This is a genomic window from Providencia sp. PROV130, assembly GCF_028482225.1.
GTDB lineage: Bacteria > Pseudomonadota > Gammaproteobacteria > Enterobacterales > Enterobacteriaceae > Providencia > Providencia rettgeri.
Genome location: NZ_JAMPQC010000007.1, coordinates 23,271 through 37,516, shown reverse-complemented (window position 1 = coordinate 37,516; position 14,246 = coordinate 23,271). Strand labels below are relative to the sequence as shown.

The 14,246-nt window shown below is 41.7% G+C and carries 12 protein-coding genes; 10 read left to right on the top strand and 2 right to left on the bottom strand.

Features of this window, described 5'->3' with window-relative positions; translation table 11 throughout:
• Window positions 1-55: 55 nt before the first annotated feature.
• The gene (gene araD / locus PSF28_RS06360; RefSeq protein WP_210838377.1) at window positions 56-754 is read right to left on the bottom strand and encodes an L-ribulose-5-phosphate 4-epimerase; all 699 of its coding nucleotides are present in this window, start codon (window positions 752-754) and stop codon (window positions 56-58) included.
• 455 nt (window positions 755-1,209) lie between these two features.
• Between araD and PSF28_RS06355 the strand changes: the two genes are divergently transcribed.
• From PSF28_RS06355 to PSF28_RS06325, 7 genes are all read left to right on the top strand, one after another.
• Entirely contained in the window at window positions 1,210-2,022 is an 813-nt protein-coding gene (locus PSF28_RS06355; protein WP_004907878.1) for a DeoR/GlpR family DNA-binding transcription regulator, read from the top strand.
• Window positions 2,023-2,232: 210 nt separating this feature from the next.
• Window positions 2,233-3,225: a substrate-binding domain-containing protein gene (locus tag PSF28_RS06350; RefSeq protein WP_036958239.1), complete on the top strand. Its 993-nt coding sequence runs from the start codon at window positions 2,233-2,235 to the stop codon at window positions 3,223-3,225.
• 157 nt (window positions 3,226-3,382) lie between these two features.
• On the top strand, window positions 3,383-4,900 hold the full coding sequence (locus PSF28_RS06345; protein WP_210838107.1) for a sugar ABC transporter ATP-binding protein: 1,518 nt from the start codon (window positions 3,383-3,385) through the stop codon (window positions 4,898-4,900).
• Window positions 4,893-5,882: an ABC transporter permease gene (locus tag PSF28_RS06340; protein WP_004259203.1), complete on the top strand. Its 990-nt coding sequence runs from the start codon at window positions 4,893-4,895 to the stop codon at window positions 5,880-5,882. Before PSF28_RS06345 ends, PSF28_RS06340 begins: the two co-directional genes overlap by 8 nt.
• A 13-nt stretch (window positions 5,883-5,895) precedes the next feature.
• Window positions 5,896-6,930, top strand: a complete 1,035-nt coding sequence (locus PSF28_RS06335; protein ID WP_210838109.1) for an ABC transporter permease — start codon at window positions 5,896-5,898, stop codon at window positions 6,928-6,930.
• An 18-nt stretch (window positions 6,931-6,948) separates the two neighbouring features.
• Entirely contained in the window at window positions 6,949-7,812 is an 864-nt protein-coding gene (locus tag PSF28_RS06330; protein WP_140171742.1) for an L-ribulose-5-phosphate 3-epimerase, read from the top strand.
• 11 nt (window positions 7,813-7,823) lie between these two features.
• Complete coding sequence (locus tag PSF28_RS06325) at window positions 7,824-9,296, top strand: FGGY-family carbohydrate kinase (RefSeq protein WP_272684795.1); 1,473 nt, start codon at window positions 7,824-7,826, stop codon at window positions 9,294-9,296.
• A gap of 63 nt (window positions 9,297-9,359) precedes the next feature.
• Here the strand turns inward: PSF28_RS06325 and PSF28_RS06320 are convergent, their stop codons facing one another.
• On the bottom strand, window positions 9,360-10,706 hold the full coding sequence (locus tag PSF28_RS06320; protein WP_210838115.1) for a phosphoethanolamine transferase: 1,347 nt from the start codon (window positions 10,704-10,706) through the stop codon (window positions 9,360-9,362).
• A 474-nt stretch (window positions 10,707-11,180) separates the two neighbouring features.
• Between PSF28_RS06320 and PSF28_RS06315 the strand changes: the two genes are divergently transcribed.
• The 3 genes from PSF28_RS06315 to PSF28_RS06305 are packed head-to-tail and all read left to right on the top strand — an operon-like array spanning window position 11,181 to window position 14,242.
• Window positions 11,181-11,963 carry a sugar phosphate isomerase/epimerase family protein gene (locus PSF28_RS06315; RefSeq protein ID WP_272684794.1) on the top strand — a complete coding sequence of 261 codons (783 nt, stop codon included), beginning with the start codon at window positions 11,181-11,183 and terminating at the stop codon, window positions 11,961-11,963.
• A gap of 4 nt (window positions 11,964-11,967) precedes the next feature.
• A complete protein-coding gene (locus tag PSF28_RS06310; protein WP_210838119.1) occupies window positions 11,968-12,948 on the top strand; it encodes a sugar kinase in 981 nt (326 codons plus the stop codon).
• A 13-nt stretch (window positions 12,949-12,961) separates the two neighbouring features.
• On the top strand, window positions 12,962-14,242 hold the full coding sequence (locus PSF28_RS06305) for an MFS transporter (protein ID WP_272683550.1): 1,281 nt from the start codon (window positions 12,962-12,964) through the stop codon (window positions 14,240-14,242).
• The last annotated feature ends 4 nt before the right edge of the window (window positions 14,243-14,246 follow it).

Sequence of the window (14,246 nt, the reverse complement as noted above, 5' to 3'; positions counted from 1 at the left end):
TAAAATCAATAATAACTTTTGTTCGCCAGTTTTATTCAATGAATTTTTAACTGCTTTATTTTTGCCCGTAATACGCATTTTTGCCGTGTTTACGTAAATAGTGTTTATCTAATAAGACTTGTTGCATTGAACCTATTTGCGAACTTAATTGACGGGTAAATAAATTCATATAGGCAATTTCTTCTAATACCACGGCATTATGCACTGCATTATCGGGGCTTGTTCCCCAAGCAAATGGACCATGACTATTCACTAATACGGCTGGAATATCTTTTGCTGACAGTCCTTTTTCCTTGAAGGTTTCGATGATCACATGGCCTGTTTCTCTTTCATAATCCCCTTCAATTTCACTTTCTGTCATTTTGCGGGTACAAGGGATTTCACCATAGAAATAATCAGCATGGGTTGTCCCTAAGGCACTCAATGGCTGCCCAGCTTGAGCCCAAATAGTGGCATGACGAGAGTGAGTATGAACAATACCGCCAATTCCAGGGAATGCTTGGTACAGCGCCAAATGCGTGTCAGTATCTGAAGAAGGTCGATATTTCCCTTCTACCACTTCTCCACTTTCCAACGAGACCACCACCATGTCCTCTGCTTTCATGGTTTCATAGTCAACGCCTGAAGGTTTTATCACCATTAACCCAGCTTCACGGTCAATACCACTCACATTACCCCAAGTAAAGGTCACTAGGTTATGTTTGGGTAAGGCGAGATTCGCTTCAAAAACCTGTTGTTTCAATTGTTCTAACATAACAACTCCCTAGCTTGCTAAAATATGCTTTAATATCAACAACAAAAATTTATTATCGTGATGTTTTTTGTGTGTTGATAACCTATATCTACCTATTAAGGTAAACAGATTTAGGCCATTTAAAAAGCACCTCACTTTACAAACTCGCAACAAAACAGCTCAACTCGGGCTTATTCGGGCGTAATCAGTCAAATAAAGTCACCATCAAGATGTGGTTAATTGACTGAGTTAGCCCAACCTTTTTTGTTTATTGTGAGAAAAACAAAAAGACACCGCCAATATAGTGACTTACGTCTAATAATTATGTAATAGAATAATTTTAAATTCATAAAATGAAGATCAAAATCACTTTAATCGGCTTTGTTTTTTTCAAAAAGAGATTACTTGAATCCAATCACGACAAAAAAAAAGCAACACGGGCAGAATAAATATCGTGGAAATAATAGGAGCTAAATATGTTACAAGCCGAACGCCATAAATTAATATGTTCTCATGTTTCGCAAAATGGTTCGGCGTTGGTACGTGATTTAGCGCAATTATGTCTCGTGTCTCAAGAAACTATTCGTCGCGATTTAACGACTCTTGAGCGAGAAAACAGGATCATCCGTAGCTTTGGGGGCGCGGTGGCCATCGACCAAGAAGAAATGCCAATGGTGAATGTTATGCCATCTTCGGTCAAACTCAGTCAAATGGTTGATGGCGCAGAGTCTTTTCGTAAAAGAACTGAAGAGCATCCCGATGCCAAAATGAAAATTTCGAAGGCTGCTCTAAAATTAATTCAGCCTGGTGACTGTATCATGCTAGATAACAGCAGTACTTGCTGGTTTCTAGCACGGCAAATACCCGATATCGACATCACCGTGGTGACAAACTCGGTCAAAATTATCCAAGCGTTGGCCTGCCGTGACCGAGTTCGTGTTATTGGTATTGGCGGGGAGTATTCAGAACGTCATGATGATTTTCATGGCCCAATTGCAGAAAGTATTATTCGTAGCTTTCAGATAAAAACCTTATTTCTTTCATGCCAAGGGTTCAATATCGAAAATGGTATTCGCGATGGCAGTGAAATAAACTCAAAATTAAAAAATATTATGTTACAGGTTTCTGAAAATAAAGTTTTGCTCGCGGATAACAGTAAATTAGGAAAGTATGCATTTAGTCAGGTTTGTACATTTGATGATATTGACGTATTAATCACAAATAAACTAAATGATAATAATTTTCAAAAACAATTCTCTAATCTTAAAATTATCGAGTGCGACAAATAATTTATAAAAATAAAAATTAGATAGCTGTAATGTAAGTAAAAATAATAAGTTCCATTTTATTTTCTGTATTAAATAAGTGCAGGGATATTATTTACCCATAATTCCTTAGCACTTAATTATAGGCATATCTAAATATGAGAAATTCATTATTTCTAAAAATGAAAGTTCTTGATTTAGTATCCATCTACACTAAGGAATACAACTATGAACATGAAGAAGCTAGTTTTACCTTGTTTAATGAGCGTTGCACTATTTTCAAATGTCGCGATGGCTGAATCACAAAAAGCACAAAAGCCCTTTACCATGGGTGTCGTCGTTAAAGTCGGTGGTATTCCTTGGTTTAATGTTATGGAACAAGGTATTACTGAAGAAGGCAAAAAACTGGGTGTAAACGCCTTCCAAGTTGGCCCAACAACCGCTGATCCTGCGGAACAAGTTCGTGCTATCGAAGATTTAATCGCCAAAAAAGTAGATGTCATTGGCGTTGTCCCTAACGACGCTAAAGTTCTTGAACCTGTATTAAAGCGAGCTCAAGACGCTGGAATTAAAGTCATTACCCACGAATCACCAAACCAAAAAAATGCAGATTGGGACTTTGAATTACTGGATACCCAAAGTATGGGTGCTAACCATATGAGAGATATGGCGGCATGTATGGGCGAAGAAGGCAAATATGCCATGTTTGTGGGAAGCCTGACAGTACCATTAGTGAACGAATGGGCTGATGCGGCGATTGCTTACCAAAAAGCAAACTACCCGAAAATGCAAATGGTCGATGATCGCTTTGGTGTTGCCGAATCCGTTGACGACTCAATGCGTACAGCCAATGATTTATTATCTAAACACAAAGACTTAAAAGGCATCATGTCATTTGGTTCACAAGGCCCTATCGGTGCAGGCCGTGCCATTGATAAACGCCGCAAAAATGATGAAACCTGTGTATTCGGGACATTTACGCCAGGCCAAGGCATCAAATTACTGGAAAAAGGTGCAATTGATGGCGGCTATATTTCCAATCCAAAAGTCGCAGGACAAGTATTTGTACAGGTTGCGACTGCCATGATGAATGGTGAAGAAATTAAAGATGGCGTGTCTATTGGTGATATGGGTGAAATCAAAGTCAGTGGTAACACTATTTTGAGTGATAACCCCGTTAATTTGAATATTGAAAATACTAAAAAATTAGTCGAAGTCGGTCTGTAATTTCACCCTGTTAAAATAACATTTACAACAAAAATACAATATTTATCAATATATTAAATTTTATGTTCTTTGAGTTCGAGTTGCCTGTACTAACGCAGCAGCTCGAACTCATCACAAACAAGCCAACACCAATTTATTTGCAGTAGGAATTGTACTTATGACAAGCACCTCTAAAGCTGACAAATCCGATCCACTCATTACCTTGCGAGACCTTTCCAAAAGCTTCGGTGGTCACCGTGCATTACGCAATATCGATTTGACGCTCAACAAAGGTGAAGTGCACTGTTTAGCAGGCACCAATGGGTGTGGGAAAAGCACATTAATTAAAACCATCAGTGGTGTCTATGCCCCTGATGACGGTAGCAAAATTGAAATTGATGGAAAAAGTTATCATCGGTTGACGCCAGATAAAGCCCGTGAATTAGGTGTACAAGTTATCTACCAAGATTTGTCGTTATTTCCTAATTTAACTGTTGCCGAAAATATCGCCTTTGAACTGAATCTCAAAGGCTATTTTGGCTGGTTTCGCAAAAAACAACTGCGCGAGAAAGCGTTAGAAATCCTCAATGAGCTGGCTTTTACCATTGACCCTGATACACCGGTACAATTCTTACCCATTGCTCAACGCCAACAAGTTGCGATCTGCCGAGCCTTAGTCGCCGATGCACGTCTGGTCATTATGGATGAACCAACGGCTTCACTGACCCGTACTGAAGTCAACCAATTACTCTCAACGGTTAATTACCTAAAAGATAAAGGGATCACGGTTGTTTTTGTTAGTCATCGGCTAGAAGAAGTCAAAGAGATCTCTGACCGTATCACCGTGATCCGTGATGGTCAAAAAATTGGAACATGGCCTGCTGAAGGCTTAACTACACGCAAAATTACTGAGTTAATGACTGGCTTAGACATTGTCCATGAACGTAAGCCACCAAATAACGCAGAAGACCGACGCACAGTACTCGAGCTAAAAAATCTCAGTCGGACTGGGCAATATAGTGATATCAACTTAAATTTAAAACGCGGCGAAGTATTAGGTTTATGTGGTTTGCTTGGCTCAGGCCGCACCGAATTAGCGCTATCGTTGTTTGGCATTACCCGTCCAGACAGCGGCGAATTATTCATTGAAGGCAAACCTGTTAAGTTAAAAAATAACACCGACGCTATTAAGCGTGGCATTGGTTATGTATCTGAAGACCGCCTGACTTTAGGCGCTATCTTACAGCAATCCATCGCAGACAATATGGTGATTTCGATTCTTGATCGACTCAAAACACCTTGGCATTTAATCGATGAAAAACAGTGCCAAGACATCGTACAAGAGTGGATAGCCGACTTAGATATTAAAGTCACCGACCCAAATAACGCCCTTTCAACACTTTCAGGCGGTAACCAGCAAAAAGTGGTACTTGCCAAATGGATTTTAACACGCCCTAAGGTACTGATTTTAGATTCGCCAACCGTTGGCGTCGATATCGGCGCAAAAGACAGTATTTACAAACTCATTCACCGTTTGTCAGGTGTCGGTATCTCCATTTTATTAATTACCGATGAAGCCTCCGAAGCTTATTATAATTGCGACAGAATTTTACATATGAAACAAGGCTCTATCGTCAAAGAAATTGTGACAGATTCCATCAATGAGCAACAATTGGAGGAAATCATCAATGGCTAATTGGCAAAAATTACGACCACAATCTGTCGAAGGCTGGCTGACTTGGGTCATTCTTATCATGGTGGTGTTCTTCACATTGATGAGCCCACAATTTCTGACTATTCAAAATTTACTCGATCTCAGTGAAAGCTATGCGGTGACGGGTATTTTCGCCTTGGGCTTATTTGTGGTTCTTGTCACTGGGGGCATTGATATTTCGTTTGCTGCTGTGGCTTCCGTAGTGCAATACGTGATCGCGACTTGGTTATTACAAGGTTTTATTGCCAGCCCAGCGGTCAGTATCACATTAGCAATTATCATCGGTATCGCCTTTGGATTAATCAATGCCATTTTGATTTATTCGCTGAATGTTGTGTCGATCATTATCACCATTAGTATGCAATCACTGTTGTTCGGAATGCTGATGTGGTTAACCAATGGGCACAGTATTTATGACTTGCCCGATTGGTGGGTTGACCCTGTGACTATTTTGCCTTTTGAAGTGGATGGCGAATATTACCAAGTTGGCTTGCCGTTAATTGTGATGCTTGGCATTGCCTTCTTAACGTGGATTTTGATGAATAAAACCCACATCGGCCGTCAGTTATACGCGGTAGGCGGAAGTCAAGAATCTGCGTCTCGTATTGGTATCCGTGTCTCAGTGATTTACTTGTTTGCCTATGGCTACCTTGGTGCAATGGCGGCAATTGGCGGCATGTTGCAAACCTATCGAATGAGCGAAGTCGTACCGAGTGCCCTTGTGGGTGGAGAGCTGGATGTGCTTGCTGCGGCTGTATTAGGTGGCGCCAGTTTATCCGGCGGACGGGGTTCTGTGATAGGGACACTAATGGGGGTTTTCCTGATTGGTATCTTGAAAAACGGCCTAAATCTGATTGGTGTTTCAAACTACTTCGTCAATATCGTCATTGGGCTGGTTATTCTCATTGCGATTTGTATTACTCACTACAAAAAACGTAAAGAGACGGACGTAGGTTTTGTTTAACAGGAATATCACCATGAAAAAAAATACTTTTTTTAAAATTGATGGCTCTGTTATCGGACTGCTTTCAATCTTTGTTCTGGCTATCGCCGCATTTAGTATTGCCATGCCAGGTCACTTTTTTACCCAAAATACGTTTTTAAGTATCACTTTTCAATTACCTGAGTTGGGCTTACTTACCTTTGCCATGTTTGTACCTATGTTAAGCGGCGGCTTGAACCTTGCCATTATTAGTACCGCTAACTTAACCGGCCTATTTATGGCTTGGGTGTTTATCAATTACCTTCCGATGGATGCTGGAACGGGTACACAACTGATGTGGTTGGTCTTCGCATTAATTGGCGCAACCGTAATTGCGGTCATTATTGGTAGCTTAACGGGGCTGATGATTTCCCACATCGGGGCACATCCAATTCTAGTCACTCTCGGCACCATGACAATTATCAGCGGTATTGGCGTTTACCTCACTAAAGGAGCGGCACTGAGTGGCATGCCGCCCATTGTTCGTGCCATTGGCTCCGATACCGTGCTTGGGGTACCAATCGCTATGATTATTTTCATCGTTACCGCAATTCTGTTAGCGCTTTTTCTAGGCTGTACGCGGCTAGGTAAAAATATTTATATGAGTGGCAGTAATATCAATGCAACGTGGTTCAGCGGTATTCGTACCGACCGTGTCATGATTGCGATATACACCATTTCTAGTCTGTTATGTGTGTTAGCTGGGTTAATCATGATGGCTCGCTTTAACTCTGCACGTATGGGCTACGGGGATTCCTATTTACTGCTCACCATTCTTGCCATCGTATTAGGTGGAACTAACCCATTTGGGGGAGTTGGTAAGGTTAGCCGAGTGTTCTGTGCCTTATTGGTTTTACAGGTCATTGCGACAGGTTTAAGCCTGCTAGGAGTGAGCCTGCACTTTAACCTCGCTGTTTGGGGGATCACGCTCATCTTGGCATTAGCATTCAAGTTCTTCAAAGAAAAATGGAGTGCTAAACGTGCGATGAACCGCAACCAACGCCTTAATAAAGCATCGACACAAAGTTAATTTTTCAAGGGGAAAACCATGCGCAAGCATCCAATTGGTATTTATGAAAAAGCATTACCGAAAAACAGCAGTTGGTTAGAAAAATTAGTTATCGCAAAATCTGCGGGTTACGATTTTGTGGAAATGTCAGTAGATGAAACTGACGAACGTCTAGCTCGGTTAGACTGGAGCACCGCAGAACGCCTAGAAGTTGTTAGAGCCATTCAAGAAACAGGCATTCGCATTCCAAGTATGTGTTTATCCGGCCATCGCCGCTTTCCTTTCGGTAGCCATGATGAAGCTACCCGTATGATGGCCTATACCTTAATGGAAAAAGCCATTAAGCTCGCTCAAGACTTAGGTATTCGTACTATCCAGCTCGCGGGTTATGACGTTTACTATGAAGAGCAAGATGCCGAAACAATTGCCAATTTCGAAAAAGGCATGCAATGGGTCAGTGAAATTGCAGCCGCTTCTCAAGTGATGTGTGCAGTGGAAATCATGGATACGCCTTTTATGAATTCCATTAGCAAATGGCAAACGCTTTCCGATAAAATTCGCTCACCTTGGTTCAGTGTGTATCCTGATGTCGGTAACTTAACCGCGTGGGGTAATGATGTCGAAAAAGAATTCACCCAAGGAATTGAACACGTCGCAGCGATTCACTTAAAAGATACGTATGCGGTGACCGAAACCTGCAAAGGTCAATTCCGTGATGTGCCTTTCGGCGAAGGCTGCGTAGATTTTGTTAATTTATTCAAATTATTAAAACGTTTAAATTACCGTGGTTCCTTCCTGATTGAAATGTGGACAGAAAAAGCCGATGAGCCACTAATTGAAATTATCAAAGCCCGTCATTGGATGGAAGACAAAATGCAACAAGCAGGCTGGTACAACGCCTAAAGGAGCCGATAATGAATGCATTTTTTATGGGTGTTGACCTTGGTGGTACCGTAATTAAAGCGGGTATCTACACCGCAGAAGGCCAAGAAATTACCGTTGCTGAACATTCTTTTCCCACTGAGAGTCCACAAGCAGGTTTTAGTGAACGCAATATGGAAATGCTGTGGGAAGCGACTTGTAGCGTGATTCGCCAAGCGATTCAAAATAGCCAACTCAGCCCCGCCCAAATTTCCGGTGTCAGCTTTTCTTCTCACGGCAAAGGGCTGTATTTACTCAATAGCCAAGGAAAACCGGTTAGAAATGGGATTGTGTCATCTGATTCACGCGCTCAATCTATTGTTGATGAATGGCACCAAGACGGCACTGCGGATAAAGCTTATCCATTGAGTTTGCAGCAATTATGGGCTTCTCATCCTGTGGCACTACTGCGTTGGTTAAAACAACACGAACCTGATAACTATCGTGATACTCAGCATGTTTTGATGGTCCACGATTACATTCGCTACCGTCTAACCGACCAAATTGCCTGCGAAGAAACCAATATTTCTGGTAGCCAATTATTTAACCAAACCCTGTCGAGCTATGATCCTAAATTATGCCAATTATTTGGTATTGATGAGGTAAATGACAAGCTGGCACCCGTTATTAACTCAGCTCAATTAGCAGGAACGGTCACCCACAAAGCTGCTGTAGAATGTGGGCTTGTGGAAGGAACCCCTGTATTTGGTGGCTTCTTTGATGTCGTGGGTGCAGCGTTGGCGTCAGGGGTTAGTCAAAAAGATAAACTCAGCGCCGTAGCCGGAACTTGGACCATTTCAACACGTGTCTTCGATGAAATCGTGCCTTCAGATTACCCATACGTATGGAGTAAATACTGTATTCCAGGTACCTATTTTGTCCACGAAGGCAGCCCGACTTCCGCCAGTAACCTCGCGTGGTTCACTCGTCACTTCTTCAATCAACGTTTGCAAGATTATAACGTACTAAATCACTGTGTGGCTGAAGGGGCAACACGGCCAAATGATATTCTGTTTTTCCCTTGGCTGTACGGTTCTAACTACCACAGTAATTTGCATGGTGGTCTACTCGGTTTGAGTTCACACCATACCGATGCCGATATTGCTTATGCTATCTATCAAGGGATTGTATTTTCACATTTATTGCACCAAGACCGTATTGTTGGCCTTGATAATACAACTGAATCTATTCGTTTCACAGGTGGCCCAACACAGTCACCATTGTGGATGCAAATGTTCTGTGATGCCAGTAATTTGCCGTTAGATGTCGTCAACGTGCAGCAATCAGGTTGCCAAGCGGCTGCACTTTGTGCCGCTGTCGGAACAGGTTACTACTCAGGTTTTGATGTCGCCATTGCGGCAAGTACCCCAAAAATCACCACTTACCAACCAAACGCTGTTGGGTATCAACAGTTACGTAATAAATTTGCCCGCTTTAAAGCGGTTGCCGATGCATTGAGTCAATAACCTATTGAATAAAGATAATAAAGGCAGAACAGCTAATTCGGTTCTGCCTTATTTTTTGACAGATTAATTGTCAGCGACGACTTGGGTATTAACTGTGGCTGGTGATAATACGGTATCCTGCGGCAGGCTATCGTACTTCACAAACTCATCCCGTGGGAAAACAAAGACATCAATATCTTTTTCAGGTGTGATAGTCTCCGCTACGATACTTTTCGCTGGGGATGTTAGGTTAGTTTCTACGCCTAACCACGACGCGAAATAATCAAATAAATTCCACTCACTTAACGTTTCATCGCGAAATTCACGTTTAGTATCATCCGAATTGATGACCACTAATGGAACTTGATATGCCCCTTTCACGAGTTGACCATGACGTAAATATAGATTTCCTTCTTTGATATACCCTTTATACTCTGCTTCCAGTGCTTTTACGTGCTGTTTATTGGCTTTGACTAACCCTTGCCCATGGTCAGAAAAATATAAAATGGAGAACGGGTTATCCCCATTTTTATTATTTTCTTGCAAGATACTATAAATATCGCCAATAAAATCATCACTCAGTTTAATCGCTGAAACATAACAGTTCGCTATACTTCCCCAACCCGTATCAAATTGCTCAGGGTTAATGTTGTAATTATTTTTAACGAGTTCACAAGCTCCTTTCGGCCAACCATCATGGTGAGGCCCCCACATATGAACAAAAATGACTTTTTCTTTCTCTGACGGGTTATTTAACGCGGCTTTAAAGGCAGGTAACATTTTAAAATCATTGGTGAGTTTATTCACATTGTCATCAACGACAACCTTTTCTTGCACGAAAAGGTTGTCAAAACCAGGCTTGCTGTCTCTAACCGGTAAAAAATAATTCGCCTTTAGAAAATAATTTGTAAAGCCAATTTCATCATCACCAAAGCTGCCATTATTACCGATGTAATAGGTTTCATAACCCGCTTTGTTGGCTAAATCAACAACCGAATTATTATTGTAATACGGCTTTTCATGGTGCTGTGTGATTGTATTTAAATCATTTTTCGCTAATGCACGCGTTAAGGTCGGTACCGTATTGGATGCTGCACTAATAAAATTATTGAAAAAACGTCCATTTACCGATGAAAGAAATGGTGTATTTTCTAATGGATAACCATAAGTATTCATATAATTTTTATTGGTACTTTCACCAATAATGACGACTTTTATCTTATATTTATCATCATTTTTTTTAGTAATTTGAATATCACTAGCCGTATTCACCCCATAGCAAAGATCTGCATTGCTTTTTGCTGCTTGGATTAACTCTGGTGTACAGGCTTTTTTATAGACTCCCGCACTTTCATTAGTATTTGCTTGAGCCCATGTAACGCTAGCTAACAGAAGCGCACTACAAAGTGCGGTTAATTTCATTACTTTCATATTCGGAACCTCATCTTCGTAACTTATTATTTTTATGAGTTGCTGTGGTGTAGTCAGGGTAGAGCTTGTGAAATTAATGCCGCTACTGCACTAAAATTTCACATCGTCATTAATATATTGAAATATAATTTCATTGAAAGGCGAAGAAGACGAAATTGAGATACCGCTAACAATAATTAATTATGAAGAACCACGCATTTATTAGGTACATTTTCATATTAGCTGTATATAAAAAAATCAATAATCAATTAGTTATGGAATATAAATGTATTTATCAGGAAGAATAATAGGCGTTACACCCATTACATCTAGAGTTGTGATAAAGATCGGCAATTAAACATTTGTCGCCATTTGATTAGTGATATAGCTCTGATTTTGCTCTTTTGTCACTAGAAAGCATCATGGAACCGGTTCCATAATGAGTTATTCGCAATGACAAATGGGCTAATGCCCTTATTCAGAGAGAGGAAAGTCATGAGCAAACACATTATTGTTGTCACCGCTGCCTATGGGGCACAAACCGTAAAACAATTAGGTGGCCAACAAGCTTTATTCGATATCATTCAAAACAGCCATGCGGATGGCGCAGAGATCCGCCAAGAACTCTTACTACCAAGCGATAATCTTTCGGATATCGCCAAAGGGTTACAATCAAGGCAGCTCACTGCCGTTTATTCCGTGCCAGACACGCTATTTCAGCAACGTAGCCCTATCGCCATCACTAAACTACAAGGCTATTTTGAAGATGCCAAACAACTTAATGCTCGCTTTTTAAAACTATCACTCGGTGAATTACCAGAAAATTATGATTTAACCGAAGTAATTAATCTTCTCAATCAATACAACACACAGTTAGTGATCGAGAATGATCAAACCGAAGTCGGTGGCCATATTGCGCCTCTTGAACGTTTTTTTGCTGATGTAAAACACCAAAATATGCCTATAAAAATGGCGTTTGATATGGCGAACTGGTACTGGCATCGGGAAGATACGTTAAAAGCTGCACATATTTTTGCTTCCCAAGTCGCTTACATTCACGTTAAAGCCTGCCAATTGCGTGACAGTAAACGCGTTGCTGTAGCACTTGATGACAGCGACGGCACATGGAAAGAAGTACTCAACCTTCTACCAAATGACGCTCCTTGTGGTATCGAGTTTCCACTTGAAGGGCATGATTTACGCGCAGTCACTGAATACTATGTATCTCTATTAAAGGACTTCTCTGTTTCAGGCTCTCTCAGTGAAAGGGGAAATTAATTTAATGAAAAATCAATTAGATGTAGTTACTCTTGGCGAAGCCATGATGATGTTCGTCGCCACGCAAACAGGGAAATTGCATGAGGTCGAAAACTTTGTTCGTCGTGCTGCAGGGGCAGAGCTCAACGTTGCTGTTGGCCTCTCACGTCTTGGGTTAAGAACAGGATGGATTAGCCGCTTAGGTAATGACTCTTTCGGGCGTTTTATCCAAGCCACACTAGATAATGAACATGTGGATACTCAATGTGTTACGGTAGACTCTCATTACCCAACAGGCTTTCAGCTTAAATCTAAAGCCGAAAATGGAACCGATCCCATCGTAGAGTATTTTCGTCAAGGCTCTGCGGCAAGCCATTTAGATTTAACCGATTTTAATGAAAATTATTTCTTATCCGCTCGCCATTTACATTTAAGTGGCGTGGCAGCCGCGCTTTCACCCACCAGCTACCAACTGTCACTGTATGCCGCGAAATGGATGCGAAATGCAGGCAAAACACTATCATTTGACCCCAACTTGCGCCCTTCTCTATGGAAGAGCGAAACAGAAATGGTGAAACAGCTCAACCAACTCGCGTTTCAAGCTAATTGGGTTTTACCTGGCTTAAAAGAAGGCAAAATTCTCACAGGCTTCGACCAACCCGAGTCTATTGCTGATTTTTATCTCGCTCACGGTGTTGAAGCCGTTGTGATTAAAACCGGAGAACACGGCGCATATTATAAAACAGCGGATAACCAGCAGGGCATATCTCCGGCCGTTCATGTTAAACACGTCATTGATACCGTTGGAGCTGGCGATGGCTTTGCCGTTGGCGTCATTAGTGCCTTACTTGAAGGCTTAACATTACCGCAAGCTGTTGCAAGAGGTAATTTTGTTGGAGCAAGAGCCATTCAAGTTATAGGAGATAGTGAAGGCTTACCAACCCAAGCACAACTGCAGCATGAAATGGCATTACTCTCCGCGGACACCACTAAAGCGGTATGTTAAAAGGAAATCGATTATGACAATGAATACTCCAGCAATGTCACGTTGGTGGCGCATCATGCCAATCGTGTTTATCACCTATAGCCTTGCCTATTTGGATAGAGCAAACTACAGCTTTGCCGCCGCCGCAGGTATCAATGCTGACTTAGGCATTACCAAAGGAATGTCGTCGCTACTCGGCTCATTATTTTTCCTTGGCTATTTCTTTTTCCAAATACCAGGCGCTATTTACGCGGAAAAGCGCAGTGTCCGCAAACTGATTTTTGCCTGTATTTTTCTCTGGGGAATTTTTGCTAGCTTAACCGGGATGGTCAGCAATATTCCGATGTTGGTGATTATTCGCTTTAGCTTAGGAGTCGTCGAGGCCGCAGTCATGCCTGCGATGCTTATCTACATCAGTAACTGGTTTACTCAGTCAGAACGGTCACGCGCTAACACCTTTTTAATTTTAGGTAACCCAGTTACGGTGCTGTGGATGTCTGTGCTATCCGGTTACCTCATTCAGGCATTCGGTTGGCGGGAAATGTTTATCATTGAAGGGGTTCCTGCGATTTTGTGGGCTTTTTTCTGGTGGAGAACTGCACGTGATAAACCCAGTCAAGTGAATTGGCTCAGCCAGACTGAAAAAGAGACATTAGATAAAATTCTTAGTGACGAACAAAAAAATATCAAGCCTGTTCGCAATTACCGCGAAGCCTTTAAGTCTCGTAATGTAATTTTACTATGCGCTCAATATTTTTGTTGGAGCATTGGGGTGTATGGCTTTGTACTGTGGTTGCCATCGATTATTCGTGGAGCATCCAACCTTGGAATGGTAGAAACAGGCTGGCTTTCTGCCGTTCCTTACCTTGCTGCAACCTTAGCCATGATCCTCGTGTCATGGGCATCTGACCGTATGCATAACCGTAAACTATTCGTTTGGCCAATGCTTTTGCTTGGGGCGGTCTGTTTCCTCGGCTCATACCTGCTCGGTAGCACGAATTTCTGGTTCTCTTATACCTTATTGGTGATTGCAGGCGCAGCAATGTACGCTCCGTACGGGCCCTTCTTCGCTATCATTCCTGAAATGTTGCCAAAGAACGTTGCAGGTGGTGCAATGGCATTAATCAATAGTATGGGCGCATTAGGTTCATTCTTTGGTTCATGGTTTGTTGGCTATTTAAATGGGGCGACCGGTAGCCCAAGTGCTTCGTATATGTTTATGGGACTCGCACTATTAGCCTCGGTTTTCTTTACCTTAATTGTCAAACCAAGCCAAGAACAAAATAGTGATGCAGTCATCACGAAACATGCTTAAAAGG